Annotated in this window: 15 protein-coding genes; 5 read left to right on the top strand and 10 right to left on the bottom strand. The window is 59.2% G+C overall.

The genetic code is table 11. The features are described 5' to 3' along the window. Positions 1-78 precede the first annotated feature (78 nt). The 8 genes from preA to CKQ53_RS05540 all read right to left on the bottom strand — a co-directional run bounded on the left by preA (position 79) and on the right by CKQ53_RS05540 (position 9,485). Positions 79-1,392 carry an NAD-dependent dihydropyrimidine dehydrogenase subunit PreA gene (gene preA / locus CKQ53_RS05575; protein ID WP_094117911.1) on the bottom strand — a complete coding sequence of 438 codons (1,314 nt, stop codon included), beginning with the start codon at positions 1,390-1,392 and terminating at the stop codon, positions 79-81. After that, entirely contained in the window at positions 1,385-2,809 is a 1,425-nt protein-coding gene (locus CKQ53_RS05570; protein WP_085650692.1) for an NAD(P)-dependent oxidoreductase, read from the bottom strand. Before CKQ53_RS05570 ends, preA begins: the two co-directional genes overlap by 8 nt. A 472-nt stretch (positions 2,810-3,281) precedes the next feature. Next, on the bottom strand, positions 3,282-3,977 hold the full coding sequence (locus CKQ53_RS05565; RefSeq protein WP_244200998.1) for a TetR family transcriptional regulator C-terminal domain-containing protein: 696 nt from the start codon (positions 3,975-3,977) through the stop codon (positions 3,282-3,284). Between the two features lie 70 nt (positions 3,978-4,047). Next, positions 4,048-5,055: an ABC transporter substrate-binding protein gene (locus CKQ53_RS05560; protein WP_118894755.1), complete on the bottom strand. Its 1,008-nt coding sequence runs from the start codon at positions 5,053-5,055 to the stop codon at positions 4,048-4,050. A 58-nt stretch (positions 5,056-5,113) separates the two neighbouring features. Next, the gene (locus CKQ53_RS05555) at positions 5,114-6,208 is read right to left on the bottom strand and encodes an ABC transporter permease (protein ID WP_094117912.1); all 1,095 of its coding nucleotides are present in this window, start codon (positions 6,206-6,208) and stop codon (positions 5,114-5,116) included. After that, positions 6,205-7,086: an ABC transporter permease gene (locus CKQ53_RS05550; protein ID WP_094117913.1), complete on the bottom strand. Its 882-nt coding sequence runs from the start codon at positions 7,084-7,086 to the stop codon at positions 6,205-6,207. The genes CKQ53_RS05555 and CKQ53_RS05550 overlap by 4 nt, the downstream gene beginning before the upstream one ends. Then, entirely contained in the window at positions 7,076-7,909 is an 834-nt protein-coding gene (locus tag CKQ53_RS05545) for an ABC transporter ATP-binding protein (RefSeq protein WP_094117914.1), read from the bottom strand. Before CKQ53_RS05545 ends, CKQ53_RS05550 begins: the two co-directional genes overlap by 11 nt. Positions 7,910-8,168: 259 nt before the next feature. Further along, on the bottom strand, positions 8,169-9,485 hold the full coding sequence (locus CKQ53_RS05540) for an aspartate aminotransferase family protein (protein ID WP_094117915.1): 1,317 nt from the start codon (positions 9,483-9,485) through the stop codon (positions 8,169-8,171). Between the two features lie 251 nt (positions 9,486-9,736). Between CKQ53_RS05540 and CKQ53_RS05535 the strand changes: the two genes are divergently transcribed. From CKQ53_RS05535 to pdxR, 4 genes are all read left to right on the top strand, one after another. After that, positions 9,737-10,501, top strand: coding sequence for an SDR family NAD(P)-dependent oxidoreductase (locus CKQ53_RS05535; protein WP_094117916.1), 765 nt, complete (start codon positions 9,737-9,739; stop codon positions 10,499-10,501). Positions 10,502-10,629: 128 nt separating this feature from the next. Then, positions 10,630-11,262, top strand: coding sequence for a DUF2726 domain-containing protein (locus CKQ53_RS05530; RefSeq protein WP_118894753.1), 633 nt, complete (start codon positions 10,630-10,632; stop codon positions 11,260-11,262). A 550-nt stretch (positions 11,263-11,812) separates the two neighbouring features. After that, a complete protein-coding gene (locus CKQ53_RS05525; RefSeq protein ID WP_094117918.1) occupies positions 11,813-12,547 on the top strand; it encodes a carbonic anhydrase in 735 nt (244 codons plus the stop codon). Positions 12,548-12,635: 88 nt separating this feature from the next. Beyond that, on the top strand, positions 12,636-14,153 hold the full coding sequence (gene pdxR / locus CKQ53_RS05520) for a MocR-like pyridoxine biosynthesis transcription factor PdxR (protein WP_094117919.1): 1,518 nt from the start codon (positions 12,636-12,638) through the stop codon (positions 14,151-14,153). Here pdxR and glk read toward each other — a convergent pair. Beyond that, positions 14,141-15,109, bottom strand: a complete 969-nt coding sequence (glk, locus tag CKQ53_RS05515; protein WP_094117920.1) for a glucokinase — start codon at positions 15,107-15,109, stop codon at positions 14,141-14,143. The genes pdxR and glk overlap by 13 nt on opposite strands. A gap of 356 nt (positions 15,110-15,465) precedes the next feature. Between glk and CKQ53_RS05510 the strand changes: the two genes are divergently transcribed. Then, entirely contained in the window at positions 15,466-16,590 is a 1,125-nt protein-coding gene (locus CKQ53_RS05510) for an aminotransferase class V-fold PLP-dependent enzyme (RefSeq protein ID WP_094117921.1), read from the top strand. A 37-nt stretch (positions 16,591-16,627) separates the two neighbouring features. Here the strand turns inward: CKQ53_RS05510 and CKQ53_RS05505 are convergent, their stop codons facing one another. Next, positions 16,628-17,653: a LacI family DNA-binding transcriptional regulator gene (locus CKQ53_RS05505; protein WP_094117922.1), complete on the bottom strand. Its 1,026-nt coding sequence runs from the start codon at positions 17,651-17,653 to the stop codon at positions 16,628-16,630. Positions 17,654-17,701 lie beyond the last annotated feature (48 nt).

Here is a 17,701-nt window from a genome sequence, read left to right as displayed (position 1 = left end):
TGTATCCCTCTTTTTCGCCGGTGATCGCACCCGCTTGCCGCGGAAGCCGACACCGTCAGTGGTGAAAACGCGCGCGGTTCAGAGCGCGTCGGCCTCGGTCGCCATCGGGTTGTTGGGATGTGTGGTCCAGTTAGCGTATTTTTCGCTGACGACGTTGCCGGTCCGCACATCCACCTCGCCGGGCGCCAGGCTGCGCAGCGTGATGCAATTTTCCACCGGGCAGATGGAAACGCACAGGTTGCAGCCCACGCAGTCTTCTTCCTTCACCTCAAAATGGCGCTCGCCATCTTTCGTATGAGTGATGGCCTGATGAGAGGTGTCTTCGCAGGCCAGATGACAGCGCCCGCATTTGATGCACGTCGACTGGTCAATCACCGCCTTGTCGACGTGGTTCAGGTTGAGGTAGCGCCAGTCGGTGACGCTACTCACGGCGCGTCCGCGAAAATCGTCCAGCGTGCGGTAGCCCTTCTCGTCCATGAAGTTGCTCAAGCCGTTGATCATGTCGCGCACAATCGGGAAGCCATGCACCATGACCGCCGTACAGACCTGCACCGTGCCGCAGCCCAGCGAGATAAATTCGGCGGCGTCGCGCCAGGTGGAAATGCCGCCGATGCCGGAGATAGGCAATCCCACGGTGTCCGGATCGCGGGCGATTTCGGCCACCATGTTGAGCGCAATCGGCTTCACCGCCGGGCCGCAATAGCCGCCGTGTGAACCTTTGCCGCCGGTATTGGGATGGATGCTCATCTGATCGAGATCCACCCCAATCACCGAATTGATGGTGTTGATGAGCGATACCGCGTCAGCGCCTCCGCTACGCGCCGCGCGGGCCGGATAGCGAATGTCGGTAATGTTGGGCGTCAGTTTGACGATGGTCGGCAGGCTGCAATACTGCTTGCACCAGCGCGTCACCCGCTCGATATACTCCGGCACCTGACCCACCGCCGCGCCCATGCCGCGCTCGCTCATGCCATGCGGGCAGCCGAAGTTCAGCTCGATGCCGTCAGCGCCGGTTTGCTCCACCAGCGGCAGAATGTATTTCCAGGCTTCCTCCTCGCACGGCACCATAATCGACACAATCATGGCGCGATCCGGCCAGTTGCGCTTCACGCGGGCGATCTCTTCCAGATTGACGTGCAGCGAACGGTCGGTGATCAGTTCAATGTTATTCAGGCCGAGCACCCGTCGGTCGGCGCCCAGCAAGGTGCCGTAGCGCGGGCCGCTGACGTTGACCACATGCGGATCGATCCCCAGTGTTTTCCACACCACGCCGCCCCAGCCGGCTTCGAACGCCCGCACCACGTTGTACTCTTTGTCCGTCGGCGGCGCGGAGGCCAGCCAGAAAGGATTCGGGCTTTTGATGCCCAAAAATTCGGTACTGAGATCAGCCATGCGCACACCCCCGGTCGAGCGATACAGAAATCGATGCGTCGTTGACGACCTGGCGTCCCGACACGGTTAAGGCCAGATCGATAGCGCGGGCGGCGATTTTGCCCTGCCGCACCGCATCCACCGTCAGGTCCAGTCCGTCGGCGCAGCAGTCGCCGCCCGCCCAGACGCCCGGTACTGAAGTCCGCCCCGACTCATCCGTCACGATACGCCGATCATGGAGTCGGATAGCGTCACCCGCCGGCTGTGGGTCATAGGTCTGCCCAATCGCCTTCAGCACCATGTCCGCCGGCAGCGTGTAGGTTTCCCCGCTGGCGACACGCTTGCCGCTTTCGCTCTGGATCACGGCGAACGATACGCCCGTCACCGCGCCATGTTCGCCGTGGATGGCCTGCGGCGCAGACCAGAAACGCAGCGTGACGCCGCACTGCTTGGCCCACTCCTGTTCGTGGACCGACGCCTTCATCTCCGCCTCGCCGCGGCGGTAAACCAGCGTGACATCGCGCGCGCCCAGTTTTTTAGCCTGCACGGCCGCATCGACGGCGGTCATTCCGCCGCCGATCACTACCACCTCACGGCCAACAGGCACCTGGCTGAGATCCGGTGCCTGACGCAGTTCGGCGATAAAGTCGACCGCTTCCCGCACGCCGTTCAGCGGCGTTTCGGGAATACCCAGCGCATTGACACCTGCAAGCCCCATGCCAAGGAATACCGCATCGAACCCGGCCCGCAGCTGCTCCAGCGTGATATCGCGCCCCAGCCGCTGACCGAGACGCAGCTCAATGCCGCCGACGGACAGCAGCCAGGCGATCTCTTTCTGGGCGAAGTCATCGGTCGTCTTGTACGCCGCCAGCCCGTATTCGTTCAGGCCGCCGGGCTTGGGCCGGGCGTCGAAGATCACCACGTTATGACCGCTCACCGCCAGCCGGTGCGCCACGGTCAATCCAGCCGGTCCCGCCCCTACTACCGCGATGCTTTTGCCGGTGGCGGCGGCCCGCATAAACAGCGGTCGTCCCGGATTGGCAAAGTAGGCGTCGGTCGCGAAGCGTTGCAGCAGGCCGATTTTCACCGGTTTACCGTCCTGATCGTTGCGCACGCACGCCTGCTCGCACAGCGTTTCCGTCGGACAAACTCGGGCGCACATACCGCCCAGCACGTTCTCATGCAAAATGGCCTCGGCGGCACCGCGCACGTTGTGCTGCGCGATGCGGTGAATGAAGCTCGGCACGTCGATATCCGCCGGGCATGACCGCGTACAGGGCGCGTCGAAGCAGTAGTAACAGCGATCCGCTTCAATCACGGCCTGCGTGCCGGTCAGGGGGGGCGCGCTGTCGCTAAACTGACGGGCGTACTCCTCCTCCATCAGCCGTTCAGCCCGGATGCCGGGAGTATTTACCCCCGCGGGGGTCTGGTTTTTCATGCGTCGAACTCCTCTGTCCAAGCCCTGTCGGAAACAGGGGCGTGCAATGATCTAAGCTGGCGCGCGATGTCGCCGGGTGCCTCTTGCTCATCATGATGCTCAAGCACACGAAGCGGCGGCGCGAGAGTAAATCCTGACCAACTGGTTAGGTTTTCTAAATTAACAATGCGATTAATGTGCCATCTTTTTGCCTAATAGCGAACCCACGTAAAACAAGGGGTTATCAAGCCATAACTTTTCATGATGGACACACAATCGTCTCCATTTGGTGCAATTCGCCCCATTTTTGCAGCAAAGATGATCAATCACGATCTTTCGAGGCAGAAAAAGAAAAACGGAGGGCCGCTATCACGCAGAGCGATGTTCAGGGGAAATCACGACAGGTTGCGGCAATATGTGGAACCAAGCCGCGTAAAGTTAATCTCGGCGGCGAGTCTCTATCCACACAGCCCCAGTGGAAAGAGGGAGTTGGCTACGACGCCAGCCCGCAAATGCGAAATACGCAGCTCAGGACATGATCGGTAGCCCGCTGCTGCTGCACGGCCAATCCCTCGTCTTCGCCCATCACAGCGGCGATCTGCACCGAGAAATCCGCGTAGGTTTGAGTCATGGACCAGACAGAGAAAAAGAAGTGACGGGTATCCAGCGGCTTCACTTTTCCGGCGGCGATCCAGCCTTCAAGTACGGCTGACTTTTCGTCCACCAGCTGGCGCAGCTCCGTCTGCAAACGCGCATGCACCCTGGGTGCGCCCTGCAGTATTTCATTGGCGAACAGCTGCGATGCTTCGGGATGTTCGAAACTAAAGCACATCTTATGAATGACGTAGCGTTCAATCGCCGTTTTCGGGTCGGCCTGCGGTTGAAAATCATCCAGCGGCGCGAGCCAGTCGTGCAGAATGTCATCCAGCACCGTGTAATACAGCGTTTCTTTGTTGCCGAAGTAGTAATGCAGGTTGGCCTTGGGTAAACCGGCCGCTTCGGCGATCAGCGCCATCGTGGCCCCTTTGAAACCGTAACGCGCGAAGATCTGCTCCGCCGCCTGCAAAATGATGGCCTCATTATCCTGCCGGATACGCCCTTTCTCCGTCTCTTCGGCACGTTCGGCGGGTCGAGCGCTATTCGGGAGCGAGGAAGCCTGTGCGTCTGACACTTTGCTATTCCACATCATTCACGTTCTCACTGTTACGCGGAAACTGCCGCCATCCCTGGCGACGAGAGTCTGTCCTGAGCGACCGTCGTTATTTTGCCGCGGCGTCCCACACCACGTGGCTCATTGCGGCATCGCCCGGATCTTTTTTGATGACCGGCGTTCCGCCGCTGTTCAGCAGTACACCCACGGTACGACGGTAGGCGGCCGGATCGAGATAGCCGATTTGCGGCGTGTTGGCATGCGTGATCAGCTTGGCGACGTTCTCCATCTGACGCTGTTGCACTTCAACCGTAGCCGCGCCCGACGCATCCTGCTCAACGATGATTTCCGCCGCTTCCTGCGGATGCGACACCGCGTAGTTCCAGCCCCGATACGTTGCTTTCAGGAACTTGGCCATTTTGGCGACGAACGCTGGATTGCTCAGGCTCGGACCCAGCACGTACAGGCCATCTTCCAGCGTGGAAACGCCCTGATCCTCATACGGGAACGTCACCAGATCGCTGGGTTTCATGCCCGCATCAATCAGCTGCCAGTACTCGTTATAGTTCATGGTGGAAATGCAGGCCGCCTGATTTTGCAGCAGCGGATCGACGTTAAACCCCTGTTTCAGCACCTTGATATCCACATCAGGCTTGTAGCCCAGCTTGTTCATCCAGTTAAAGAAGGGGTACTCGTTGCCGCCGAACCAGACGCCCAGCGTTTTCCCCTTCAGGTCAGCGGGCGTATTCACGCCGCTGGATTTTCTGCAGGTCAGCATCATGCCCGAGCGGTCGAAGATCTGGGCGATGTTGACCAACGGCACACCCGCTTCACGCGCCGCCAGCGCGTCCGGCATCCAGTTGACGATAACGTCCGCCGACTTGCCGGCGATCACCTGCACCGGCGAGATATCTGTGCCGCCGGGCTTGATGACCACGTCCAGCCCTTCATCCTGGTAGTAGCCTTTCTCCTGCGCGACGTAATAGCCCGCGAACTGCGCCTGCGGCACCCACTTCAGCTGCAGCGTGACTTTCTCGGCGGCATACGCCGAGAAACAGCCGCACAAAGACAGTGCGGCTAACCACAGCCCACGACGAATAGCAGAACATTTGATCATCAGAGGTATCCTCAGCGTTAAGTGAACACAAAGCTTCCGTCTCGCGGCCGCACCGCGATTACGACATACCGCGTACGGCGGGATGCCAGAAGTTAATTTGTTTCTCCAGTCTGACCAGCGCGGCATAGGCCAGCGACCCGATGACCGACGCGACGACAATCGCCGCCCAGACGGTCGCCATATGCATACGCGCCGCCTCCGTCGAGATGCGGAAGCCCAGTCCAGCGGTCGGCGAGCCGAAAAATTCCGCCACAATCGCACTGATCAGCGCCAGCGTGGCATTCACCTTCAGCGCGCCGAAAATGAACGGCAGCGCGGCGGGTAAACGTAATGAGAACAGCGTCTGGCGCGGGCTGGCGGCGTAGCAGTACATCAGCTCGCGCTCCATTTTGCCGCTGGCCTGCAACCCCGCCAGCGTGCTGACCAGCGCCGGGAAGAACGTGACCAGCACGATCACCGCCGCCTTCGAAGGCCAGTCGAATCCGAACCACATCACAGCGATAGGCGCGACGCCCACCAGCGGAATGGTGCTGGTCAGATTGGCCAGCGGCAGCAGCCCGCGCTGCAAAAACGGCAGCCTGTCGATCAGCAAAGCGACGAGGACGCCCAGTCCGCAGCCGAGCGCATAGCCAATCAGCACCGATTTCACCACCGTCTGCATCACGTCACCCGCCAGCAGACCCGCGCCCTCATACAGCGCGCGCGCAATATCCAGCGGCGTGGGCAGCAGCACCTGCGGCACCGCGAATACGGTCACCAGCAGCTGCCAGAAATACAGCACCCACAGGCCAAACAGCGTCGCCACCAGACTCGGCGGCAAGCCAACGTCGCTCACGCCCGCCAGCCGCTGAACACTCAAGCAGGCCAGCAGCGCCACCGCCGTCAGGGCAAGCCAGTAGGCGGCTCCGCCGCCGTCGAGGACGATCAGCCAACCCGCCGCGCCCACGACAGGCACCGTCAACAGCAGCCAACGACAGAGCGACGACGAGGGAGAAAAACCCAGCAGCACGGCAACCAGGGCAAACACGATCACGCCAAGCAGAAGGTCACGGTCGGCGACATCGCCGATCATTAACCATTGGCTGAACGCCAACAGCACCATCAACAGCGCGGCAACCAGCATCACCACGCCGGAGATTGCTTTTGCTTTCATCGTCCCCCCTTGCGCGACATCATCACGAGTCTCTCCGTTTGGCTCACCAGCGCCGTCAGCGCCAGCCCCAACAAGGACGCCATGACCAGCGCCGACCAAATCTGGATGGTGTTGCCGTAGTAAGAGCCGGTCAGCAACCGCGCGCCCAGTCCGGCCTGCGCGCCGGTCGGCAGTTCGGCGACCATCGTGCCCACCAGCCCGCTGGCAATGGCGACGCGAAAGGCGGGAAACAGATACGGCAATGACGACGGCAGCCGCACCATCCAAAAGGTGTCGACCCGGCTGGCGGCATAGGTGTGCACCAGCTCCATCTCCATTTTCTGCGGCGAGCGCAAACCTTGAACGGCGGCGATCGTCACCGGGAAAAAGCACAAATACATGGCGATGGTGGCTTTCGGCAGCAGCCCGGTGATCCCCATGCTGCCCAAGATAATCAGCACGATGGGCGCGATAGCCAGCACAGGCACGGTTTGCGACGCCACAATCCACGGCAGCAGCGCTTTATCAAGCGTGCGGGAGTGAACGATGCAGACCGCGAGCAAGATGCCCAGCACGATCCCCATCGCGAACCCCGTCAGCGCGGCGCTGGCCGTGACCCAGGTGTGCAGCAGCAGGTTGCGTGGTGAAGTGAGCGGCCAGCGCGTCAGGCTGGTCCAGATATCTACGATGATTTGGTGCGGCGCGGGCAGTACCGGACGCGGCATGGACAGCGTGACGCTGACCAGATCGCGCCAGCTCCAGGCACCCTTCGGCGCCAGCGTGCGTTCGATCGCGCCCGGCGCGTTGAGGGCGATGGCGAGCAGATACCAACTGACCACGGCGGCCACCACTATCACCCCGACCGGCAGTGCGTGATAGCGCAAAGCGTTAGTGTTCATGGTGCCCCTCCACCAGCGCTTCCCGCACCTCTTGCGCCAGACGAATAAATTCTGGCGTGTCGCGCAACGACAGATCGCGCTCAGGCGGCAATGGCGAGGTCAGCACTTTGACGATGCGGCCGGGGCGCGGCGACATAATGACGATACGGGTGGAGAGATAGACCGCTTCCGCAATGGAATGGGTGACGAAGACCATCGTGCGCTGTTCGGCATACCACAGCTGTTGTAGCTGCTGGTTAAGGTTGTCACGCGTCAGTTCATCCAGCGCGCCGAACGGCTCATCCATCATCAGGATCTGCGGAGAGAACCCCAACGCGCGGGCGATGGAGACGCGCTGTTGCATCCCCCCGGACAGCTGCCAGGGAAATTTTTTCTCGAACCCCGCCAGCCCGACCCGCGCCAGCTGTTCGCGCGCGATGGCCTCGCTCTGGACGGGCGGACGCCCCTGGATCTGCAACGGCAGCATCACGTTCGCCAGCACCGAGCGCCAGGGCAGCAGCACCGGCGCCTGAAACACGTAGCCGTAAGCGCCCGCCTGCCGCGCTTCGGACGGCGTCATGTCGTTGACCCGCACCTCGCCGGAAGTTAACGGCTCCAGATCGGCGATCGCGCGCAACAGCGTGGTTTTCCCGCAGCCGGATGGCCCGATAAACGACACAAACTCGCCTTGTCGGATGGTCAGATTGATATCTTTCAGCGCATGCACCGGCTGGTCGGCCGAGGGATAAATGATGTTGGCGTCGCGCACCACCACGGCGGGTCTGGCCGTCGCGGTTTTCAGCGTCAAGACGGAGGGTTCCTCAGCGGACATGAATTGGCTCATTGCGGTTCTCCCTCTGGCAATTTTGACCGGGTGGTTAGGTTTTCTCATCCTGATGTATGCGATTTCCGTGCCATTTTCAGGCTTGAGCGGATAACCTTACGAAATGCGCAGGATTACTGACGTTGTCAGCAACATATCGATAATTTATGGCTAAATTGGTGCAAATGACGGCACGTTTGCGTTGATATGGAGCAAGAAATTACGCAGTGGGAAGCGGGTATATCCCGCTGCGTGAGGACAGCGGGATAAGGAGTCAGGATCAGCTAAGCGTTGCCGTCAGTGCGGCGAGCGCATCGTCAATAATCGCCAACCCCTGCCGGGCCTCGTCGGCCGTCACGATGCACGGCGGTACGACGTGGACGCGGTTCTCCGCCAGAAAACCGAGCATGCCGCGCGCGTAAAGGTCGGCCTTGAGTTGCGCCATTTTGTCCGCGGGCATCGGCGTTTTGGCAACCGGATCGATCACCAGTTCCAGCGCGTGGAAGACGCCTTTACCGCGCGTTTCGCCGACGATGTCGTATTTTTCTGCCAGTTGGCGCAATCCAGGCGCCAGAACGCTGTCGCCGACCTGCGCGGCGTTCTCGACAATTCCCTCTTCCGCCATCGCATCCAACGTCGCGACAATCGCCGCCATCGCCAGCGGATGCCCGGAGTAGGTCAGTCCGCCGGGGAACAGCCGGTCATCAAAGAAGTGGGCAATCGGATCGGAAATGATCACCCCGCCCGCAGGCACATAGCCGGAGTTCACGCCCTTGGCGAAGGTGATCAAATCCGGCGTGATGCCGTAGTGTTCGAAGGTAAACCAGCGACCGGTACGCCCAAACCCGGCCATCACCTCATCCATAATCAGGAGAATGCCAAATTCACGCGCCAGCGCTGACACGCCCGCCAGATAGCCCGGCGGCGGCATCAAAATCCCTGCCGTGCCGGGAATGGTTTCCAGCAGAATGGCGGCGATGGTGCCGGGGCCTTCGCACTCGATAGTCCGACGCAGATGATGCAGCGCCGCCTGGCACTCCTCTTCCTCGGTGGTGGCGTGAAACTCACTGCGGTACAGGTATGGCGTGAAAAAGTGGATATGACCGCGGAAATAGTCGTTCGGCAACCGCCGCCAGTCGCCGGTGGCGCCGATAGCGCTGCCGGTGTTGCCGTGATAGGAGCGATAGCTGGAAAGGATCTTGTCCTTTCCTGTGAACAGACGCGCCATGCGAATGGCGTTCTCGTTGGCGTCGGCACCCGCGTTGGTGAAGAACACCTTGCTGAAGTTCTCCGGCGCCAGCGACACAATGCGCTTCGCCGCTTCGCCACGCGCCAGATTCGCCGTGGCGGGCGCAATCGTCGTCAGCTGATCTGCCTGCGCCTTGATCGCGGCCACGACCTTCGGATGCTGAGCGCCGATATTGGTATTCACCAGCTGACTGCTGAAATCGAGATAGGTCTTCCCGTCGTAGTCCCACAGACGGCAGCCCTCGCCGCCCGCAATGACCAGCGGATTTAAGCCGCCCTGCGCCGACCAGGAGTGAAAAACATACTGTCTGTCGAGCTGACGGACCGTGGCGTTTGATGGTGCGGTCATCTTTCTGTCCTCCTCAACGACCGTCTTACGGTCGGCGGCTATCGGAATCGAACTCTGTCATGGCAGACTAAAAACAAATCCGGCCGATGCGATAGAGCCAGTTGCGGATAATCGTTGGGCCAGAAGGTGTGTCCCATCGCTTTTTCCCAACTGGCCCTATGACGGTGCCGCCGGGATTCGTAAAGTCATTTTTTCACCGTGGAGCGCACCGCAGGCCCACGGACCATTTGATTGAGGGGAGAAGACGTTTCATGCCAAACATCGTATTTATCACCGGCGCTACCTCCGGATTCGGGCAGGCCGCCGCCCGCCACTTCGCCGCACAGGGCTGGTCGTTAGTCCTCACCGGGCGTCGGGCGGAACGCCTGCAAGCGCTGTATGACGAACTATCCCCAAAAACGCCGACCTTTATCGCCCCGCTTGACGTCCGTGACGCCGCGGCGGTTCAGACACTCGTGGACAGCCTGCCCGACGATTTCAAGGCGGTGAAAGCACTGGTCAACAACGCCGGACTGGCGCTGGCGCCGCAGCCTTCTCAGACGGTCGCGCTGGAAGACTGGCACACCATGATCGACACCAACGTCAAAGGGCTGGTGAACGTGACTCACGCGCTGCTGCCGACGCTGATTCACACCGGCAAAGGGGCCAGCATTATCAATCTCGGCTCCATCGCCGGACAATGGCCGTACCCCGGCAGCCACGTCTACGGTGCCTCTAAGGCGTTTGTGAAACAGTTCAGCTATAACCTGCGCTGCGATCTGCAAGGCACCGGCGTGCGCGTCACCGATCTGGCCCCCGGCATCGCCGAAACCGAATTCACGCTGGTCAGGACCAAGGGCGATCAGACCGCCTCCGACCAGCTCTATCGCGGCACCACGCCGCTGACGGCGGAGGACATCGCCGAGCAGATCTTCTATATCGCCACGCTGCCGGACCATATCAATATCAACCGCGTGGAAGTGATGCCGGTGCGTCAGGCCTGGTCAGCATTCGCCATCGACCGCGATCCCAGCTGACGGTGGGGGCTTCCCCCTTGCGGTCAGAAGGGTGGCGAGGGGGAAGTTAGTTAGAGCAAAATAAGCAAAGCCTGAAAACTATCGCTGACTTGCATTACTCGCGATGAAATTGATTTCGCCATGATTTTATGAATGATACTCACCACAATCATCGGGAAAGGGTTGGTAAATTCATGGATATCAAGGACTGGCTTCTGTTTATCGGCGGCGTTTATCTCGTCGTGTCGTACACTCGCAGCAAAGGAAGACCACAGGCTCCGCGCGTTCGTACATCCGAACCAAAAACACACCAATCAGAGCGAATAGTAAGAACCGCGGCCAATCCGCACGATCAGCTATATTTCGTTTCCAATAACGATTTTGGTCGACGAAAATTGATGAATAAGGACGAATATTGCCTATTCAAAAGAATCGAGAAGCTTCTTAACGATCGCCACTGTTATTTTCGCATTTTCCCTCAGGTTTCATTGGGCGAAATTCTCTATTCCAAAGATAAAAATGCCTATAGTTCCATTAATAGTAAACGTGTCGATTTCGTCATCATCAATGCCTATGGCGACCCCTGTGCCGTAGTCGAATTTCAAGGAACCGGCCATTATCAGGGCAATGCCATTTCCCGCGATGCCATCAAAAAGGAGGCGTGCAGAAAGGCCGGGATTAAGTATTTTGAAATTCATCATGACTACAACAGCGATGATATCGAACAGATAGGTCGTTATTTAAATAGTAGCGTTAATCATCAGCCTACCCCGATAAACTGAGTACTCATTTCTCGCGCCGCAAACGGCGCTTTTTATATAACGAATTAATTCATCACGTTTTTTAGCTCTGCTAATCACGATATATCTCTTTATCGGATGACTGCACATCGATGCTGAGACGATGAAAATAAATTTGTTGTTCGGATACTGTTTATTTTTACAAAGAGTCAATGGCTAATGACGTATTAATATAGGGAAATAAAAAGTTAAAAACGGCACTGAGGAGAATTCACATCGGATATATAATATTTATTCAAAAGGAATATCCCTAAGAACCATAACCGTATTCTCCCATCTGCTCATAGGCCATGCACACCATAATCTCCTGTCATTCATCTATTTCGCATACCTGGAACAAATGGGTCCCAGCCGTTTCCCATCCACCATTTCAGCCGTGATTGACGTAAAAAATAGCTTATTAAGGATATTTATCGAGCCTATGACGAGGATCATAATCCTATTTAATCAATGTGGATTTATCGCTAAACCTCTGATTAACAACGCAGTATAATTTAGCCCCATAGATTTCTGATTAAGGTTAAAGTTGTTAATGAAATATATCCCATTATTTACAGCCAGCTTATTTCTGGCCTGTTCATCCCCGGTATTGAGCGCAGAACATGCCCATTGGTCTTACGAAGGGGAACACGATCCCGCTCATTGGGGCGCGGATTTCCACACCTGCGGCGACGGCATGTATCAGTCGCCTATTAATATCACCGCTGTTCAGCACACGCATCAGAAGCCGTTGCAGTTGCATTTCAGTCAAGAAGACAGCCTGCGCGTGATTAATAACGGTCACACGATCGAAGTCGAAGATAAGAAAGGCGATACCTTAACGGTCGACGGCGAGGCATTTACCCTGCAACAGTTTCATTTTCACGCTCCGAGTGAAAATCAAATTGATGGGAAAACCTTTCCGTTTGAAGGCCACTTCGTGCATACCAATGCGCAGGGCGAGGCGGTTGTCGTCGCCGTTATGTATCGCATCGGCGCGCCCAACCCGGAACTGGACAAGATCTGGCAGCAGATGCCGACCGAGATTGCTCACGAGAACGCACTGACCGCCCATATTCGGCTGCGTAAACTGCTCCCGCAGAATCTGAGCTACTACCGCTACAGCGGCTCCCTGACGACCCCGCCTTGCACCGAAGGCGTGCGTTGGATGGTGCTGAAACATCCGCAAACGGTCTCCGAACAGCAGATTCAGCGCTTTAGCGCCGTCATGCATCATCACAACAATCGTCCGCCTCAGCCGCTGCACGGCCGTGTCGTGATCGATTAACGCCGGGCAGGCTCCGTTGCCGCAAGAGATTCGGTATAGATATTGCTACTCTCATCCTGAGGCTATTCAGACCCATGAGGACCACAGGATGATCGATCGCTGTCTGCACATCGATTTTGTCGCCAGCCGGAGCCTGCAGGAGCAGCTGCGCGAAAAGCTGATAGATGCCATTCTGACGGGCGTATTCCCGGCGGAAGAGCCGCTGCCGTCTTGTCGGAAGTTATCGAACCAGCTCGCCATTTCGCGCAACACCGTGGCGCTGGTGTATGAAAGCCTGCTGAACGACGGCTATCTGATCAGCCGTCCCCGCAGCGGCTATTTTCTGCATCCGGACTATCACCAGCCCGAGACGCTCGCCGAGATCCGCCGCCAGCAAAAGATCCCTGACGAAACGCAGCAGCCGCCGGACTGGGGCAAACGACTCAACGTCAGCCCAAGCGGTTTCTTCGCCATCATGAAACCGGCGCGCTGGATGGACTACCCCTTCCCGTTTATCTACGGTCAGCCGAATACCCAGCTGTTTCCGCTTGAACAGTGGCGTGAAACCACCCGCCGCATCACCGGCCTGCATCGCGACCAGCGCTGGCTCTACGACCATATCGATCAGGACGTACCGCTGCTGATTGAACAGGTTCGACAGCGAATTTTGCCCAAACGCGGCATCATCGCTCAAGCCGATGAAATCCTCATCACGCTCGGCTCGCAGAACGCACTTTCGCTCCTGTCGCAGCTGCTGTTTAACCCCGGCACCCGCGTCGCCGTGGAGAATCCTATTTTTCGCGAGGCGGTGAACACCTTTGCGCTCCAGGGCGCGCAGATCGTGCCGCATACCCTGGACCACGAAGGCCTGCAGTTAAACGCCGTCTCCGCCGAGTGCGACTATTTTTACGTCACGCCCAGTCATCAGGCGCCCACCGGCATTCGGATGAGCAACGCGCGTCGTACCGCGCTGCTGGAGTATGCGCGCCTGCACGATCGGATCATTATCGAGGATGATTACGACTCGGAAACCAACCTGGACCCACAGCCGCGCGCCGCGCTGAAGGCCAGCGATGTGCATAACCGGGTGATTTACGTCAGCAGTCTGTCCAAATCGCTGTCCCCCGGCCTGCGGCTGGGATTTCTGGTGGCCCCCGCCGAGCTGATTGACGAGCTCCGGGCGCTGCGTCGCCTGTCCTATCGCCATCCGCCGACCAACATTCAACATCAGATGGCCCATTTTCTGGCGCAGGGCTATTACGAGGCCTATCTTCACCGCTATCGCGAAGACTCCGCGCGCCGGTGGCACAAGTTGAATGAAGCGTTGGAGCACTGCCTGCCCGCCTGCCGCCGAATGGCGGGAAGCGAACATGCCAACGCGTTTTGGCTACAGGCACCGGAGGGCGTCGATACGCATCAGCTGGCGTGGCGGGCCGCGCACAGGGGCGTGTTGATAGAACCGGGACAGGCGCATTTTTTGGGTTCCAATGCGCCAGACAACTTTTTCCGGTTAGGCTTTCACGCTATCGACGAGGCGCGGATTGCGCCGGGCATCGCCCGTTTGGCGGAGACTTTCCGCACGTTGGGCGACCCCGATGTCGCCGCCAGCGAGCTTCAGAGGGTGTAGCCCAACGCCTGACGCAGATAGGCGCCAGCGCCCAGCAGACCGGGCTGTTTATGAGAGATCATGAAGACCGGGATGGGTGCGAGATAGTCTTTGAAGCGCCCCTTGTCTTCGAACGCCGCCCGGAAGCCGGAGTGACGGAAGAATTCCATAAACCGAGGCACGATCCCGCCCGCGATATAGACGCCGCCGAACGTGCCCATCGTCAACGCCAGATTGCCGCCGAAGCGCCCCAGCATGACGCAAAACAGCGATAATGCGCGACGGCAGTCGATGCAATCATCCGCCAGCGCCCGTTCCGATACCGCTTTGGGACTCAGATCCTCCGGCATGCGGCCGTCGGCCTTCACCACCGCGCGATAGATATTGACCAGCCCCGGACCGGAAAGCACACGCTCCGCCGACACATGGCCCATATCGTGACGCAGGACGGACAAAATCGTGTCTTCCTCCCCGCTGTTCGGCGCGAAGTCCACGTGGCCGCCCTCGCCGGGAAGGCTGATCCACTTGCCCGCCACCGGCAGCAAATGCGCCACGCCGAGTCCCGTTCCTGCGCCGTACACCGCCACGGGTTTGCCCGCTTCGGCGCTCTCGCCGCCGAATTGGATCACATCATCTTCCCGCAGCACCGGGATCGCCATACTGACCGCCGTAAAGTCATTGATGACGTCCAGACGGTCGAACCCCAGCCGCTGTTGCAGATCGGTGATGGAGAACGCCCAGTAGTGATTGGTCATCGCCACCCAGTCGTCCACGACCGGACAGGCAATGGCGATACAGCCGCTTTTGATCGTCAGTTCGCTGTGCTCGGACAGAAACGCGTTGATCACCGCTTCCAGACTGGGAAAGTCGTCGACCGAATACTGTTTGCTGCGTGAAATCGCTCCGTCATCCAACTGACAAAGCGCCAGGCGGGCATTCGTTCCACCCACATCACCCACCAATGCATACTGGTGCATATTTTATGTTCTCCGATTAGATGGCTGCGTATCCCAACCCCAAAATGACCGACCGATTGCCCGACAGCGCACCGCCCGTGGCAAACGGGATAGGGCTTTCCTGACGGGGAGATGGCGTTAGGCCGCAAAAGAAGCGCCCGGCTTAAGGCAGAACCTTGGACGCTGACCGCGACCCGCGAACAGACCCCGGTTTCACGGCGGAATACGTTTCGGTAAGGTTATCTCGACCCCTGACACAAATCTAGCCGGATACGTCCGACTCCGCTGCGTCGCGGTAAAATTTCCGTATCGCTTTCCGCCCATCCTGAGTATCTTCATCTAAAAGAAAAATCAGCTCATTCCCTAAGGAGATATGCATGACGCTCACCATTCCGGAGGCGCTTATCCCCGCCGATCCTCGTTTCGGCTGCGGCCCTTCGCTCATTCACCTGGAAGATTTAACCCGCCTGATGGACAAAGGTCCCCACCTGCTGGGCACCAGCCACCGTAAAGCGCCGGTACGCGCGCTGTGCGGCGAGATTCAGGAAGGCCTGCGTTCTCTGCTGTCCGTGCCGGACGACTACAGCATCGTACTGGGCAACGGCGGCGCGACGCTGTTGTTCGATATGGTCGGGCTGGGAATGGTGAAAAAACGTATCGTTCACCACGTCTGCGGTGAGTTCTCCGGGAAATGGTTTAAAGCTTCCAAGCGCATTCCGTGGATTGAGGCCGCCAGCCTGGAAGTGGACTACGGACAAGGGCACCGCGAGTTCAACACCGCCAACGCTGACGTCGTGACCTGTACGCTGAACGAAACGTCGACCGGCGTGATGAACACGACGCTGCCCGAGGTGGGTGATGATTGTCTGCTGGCCGTGGATGCGACCAGCGGCGCCGGTCAGATCGCCTGCGACCTGTCGCGCGTCGACGTGTTCCTGTTCTCCCCGCAGAAAGTCTTCGCTAGCGAAGGCGGACTGTTCGTCGCCATCCTGTCGCCGAAGGCGAAAGCGCGGATCGCAGAAGTTTCAGCCGACAAGACGCGTTATATTCCCGTCTTCGCCGACTGGCAGATTGCGCTCAACAACAGTGAACAACAGCAGACTTACAATACGCCGGCGACCGTCACCCTGTTCCTGTTCGCCGAACAGGTGAAACGGATGAGCACGCTTGGGTTTGCCGAAGTACAGCGTCAGGCCGCCGCCAAAGCGGAGCACCTCTACCAGTGGGCCACCGACAGAGACTATCTGACGCCTTACGTGGAAGATCCGGCTTTCCGCTCCACCACCGTCGCGGCGATTGACGTGGCCGACGCCTTTTCCGTCGACCAGTTGACCCGCTATCTGGACGAGCAGGGGCTGGTGCACGGCATCGAAGGGTATCGGGCGCTGGGACGCAACCAGCTGCGTATCGCCCTGTTCCATAACATCGCACTCGACGATGTGAAAAAGCTCACCGCGCTGATCGACTTCCTGATAAGCAGCGGCGAGTTCAACGTCGCCTAATCGGCACCCCGCCCGCCAATGTCAGACGGCATAGCGTCTAGCGTTGGCGGGTGCTAGCCCGTACCACCAGCGGGGCCGGAAGCAACTGCCTCGCGTCGACCTCCTGCCCCCGCAGCTCCGCCAACAGCTGTTCACCGGCTAACGTCCCCATCTGCCGATAGGGCAGCGCAACCGTGGTTAGCGGCGGCGAGCAAACGGCGGAAAGGTCGCCGCCGCCGAGGCTAGCGACCGCCAGCTGGCTGGGCACATCCACCCCTTCCGCATGGCAGGCCATAATCACGCCGCAGGCAACCTCATCCGTGGTGCAGATCAGCACGTCCAGCTCCGGCCAGGTCAGACGAATTTCCGACAGACGCTGATGCCCGGTGGCGAACGCCGGTGGTTCCGTCGTCGCGATAACCCGATGCGGCGAATGATTCACGGCCAGCATCGTGCTGTGCCAACCGTGCATAATCTGTTTGAGCATCGTTCCGCTGGTCTGGCTGCACAGCAGCCCCAGATGTCGATAACCGCTTCCCGCCAGCTGGTGCACCAACGCCGCCACCGCCTGGGCGTAGTCGACGCCGACGCTGACATCCAGCGGCTGCGGATGCAGGGCACCCACCTGCATCACCGGCAAACCGGCGTTGATTAACAGTCGGCGTCCTTCGTCCGTGCTATCGAAATTAAAATGCACCATCGCGGCAGGATGATAGGCAATCAGGCGCTCAATCAGCTGCCGTTCGCCGCTGGCGGAGTGATTCGCTTCCACCAGCATCATGCTGTACTCCGCTTCCTTCAGCACCGCTTGCAGCGCTTCCGACACCTGCGCGCATCCCGGCGTGGCAAAAGAGGGCACCACCATGAGGATCAGCTGCGATGAGGCGGAAGCCAGCGCGCTCGCCGCCAGATTAGGCACGTAATCCAGCTCGGCAATCGCCGCCGCGATCTTCTCACGCAGCACCGGCGACACTTTTTCCGGCATACGCAGCGCCCGGGAGGCCGTCATCGCGCTGACGCCGACTCGCTGAGCCACATCGGCCAGGGTACTTTTCCCTGTGTTACGCCGCCGTTTTTCTTTCATGCTTCACCGCCTCCCTCTGTTCGCCTGTCGCCACTTCCGCCCGGGCCA

The sequence above is a fragment of the Lonsdalea britannica genome, from assembly GCF_003515985.1.
Taxonomy (GTDB): domain Bacteria; phylum Pseudomonadota; class Gammaproteobacteria; order Enterobacterales; family Enterobacteriaceae; genus Lonsdalea; species Lonsdalea britannica.
This window is presented reverse-complemented; position numbering and strand designations above follow the sequence as displayed.

What these genes read in the sequence shown, in the direction of transcription:
- CKQ53_RS05530 (WP_118894753.1), top strand. Translation starts at nt 10,630, where the DNA reads ATGAATGATACTCACCACAATCATCGGGAAAGGGTTGGTAAATTCATG.
- glk (WP_094117920.1), bottom strand. Translation starts at nt 15,109, where the DNA reads ATGCACCAGTATGCATTGGTGGGTGATGTGGGTGGAACGAATGCCCGC.
- CKQ53_RS05550 (WP_094117913.1), bottom strand. Translation starts at nt 7,086, where the DNA reads ATGAACACTAACGCTTTGCGCTATCACGCACTGCCGGTCGGGGTGATA.
- CKQ53_RS05540 (WP_094117915.1), bottom strand. Translation starts at nt 9,485, where the DNA reads ATGACCGCACCATCAAACGCCACGGTCCGTCAGCTCGACAGACAGTAT.
- CKQ53_RS05570 (WP_085650692.1), bottom strand. Translation starts at nt 2,809, where the DNA reads ATGAAAAACCAGACCCCCGCGGGGGTAAATACTCCCGGCATCCGGGCT.
- CKQ53_RS05510 (WP_094117921.1), top strand. Translation starts at nt 15,466, where the DNA reads ATGACGCTCACCATTCCGGAGGCGCTTATCCCCGCCGATCCTCGTTTC.
- CKQ53_RS05535 (WP_094117916.1), top strand. Translation starts at nt 9,737, where the DNA reads ATGCCAAACATCGTATTTATCACCGGCGCTACCTCCGGATTCGGGCAG.
- CKQ53_RS05505 (WP_094117922.1), bottom strand. Translation starts at nt 17,653, where the DNA reads ATGAAAGAAAAACGGCGGCGTAACACAGGGAAAAGTACCCTGGCCGAT.
- CKQ53_RS05560 (WP_118894755.1), bottom strand. Translation starts at nt 5,055, where the DNA reads ATGATCAAATGTTCTGCTATTCGTCGTGGGCTGTGGTTAGCCGCACTG.
- pdxR (WP_094117919.1), top strand. Translation starts at nt 12,636, where the DNA reads ATGATCGATCGCTGTCTGCACATCGATTTTGTCGCCAGCCGGAGCCTG.
- CKQ53_RS05565 (WP_244200998.1), bottom strand. Translation starts at nt 3,977, where the DNA reads ATGATGTGGAATAGCAAAGTGTCAGACGCACAGGCTTCCTCGCTCCCG.
- CKQ53_RS05555 (WP_094117912.1), bottom strand. Translation starts at nt 6,208, where the DNA reads ATGAAAGCAAAAGCAATCTCCGGCGTGGTGATGCTGGTTGCCGCGCTG.
- CKQ53_RS05545 (WP_094117914.1), bottom strand. Translation starts at nt 7,909, where the DNA reads ATGAGCCAATTCATGTCCGCTGAGGAACCCTCCGTCTTGACGCTGAAA.
- preA (WP_094117911.1), bottom strand. Translation starts at nt 1,392, where the DNA reads ATGGCTGATCTCAGTACCGAATTTTTGGGCATCAAAAGCCCGAATCCT.
- CKQ53_RS05525 (WP_094117918.1), top strand. Translation starts at nt 11,813, where the DNA reads ATGAAATATATCCCATTATTTACAGCCAGCTTATTTCTGGCCTGTTCA.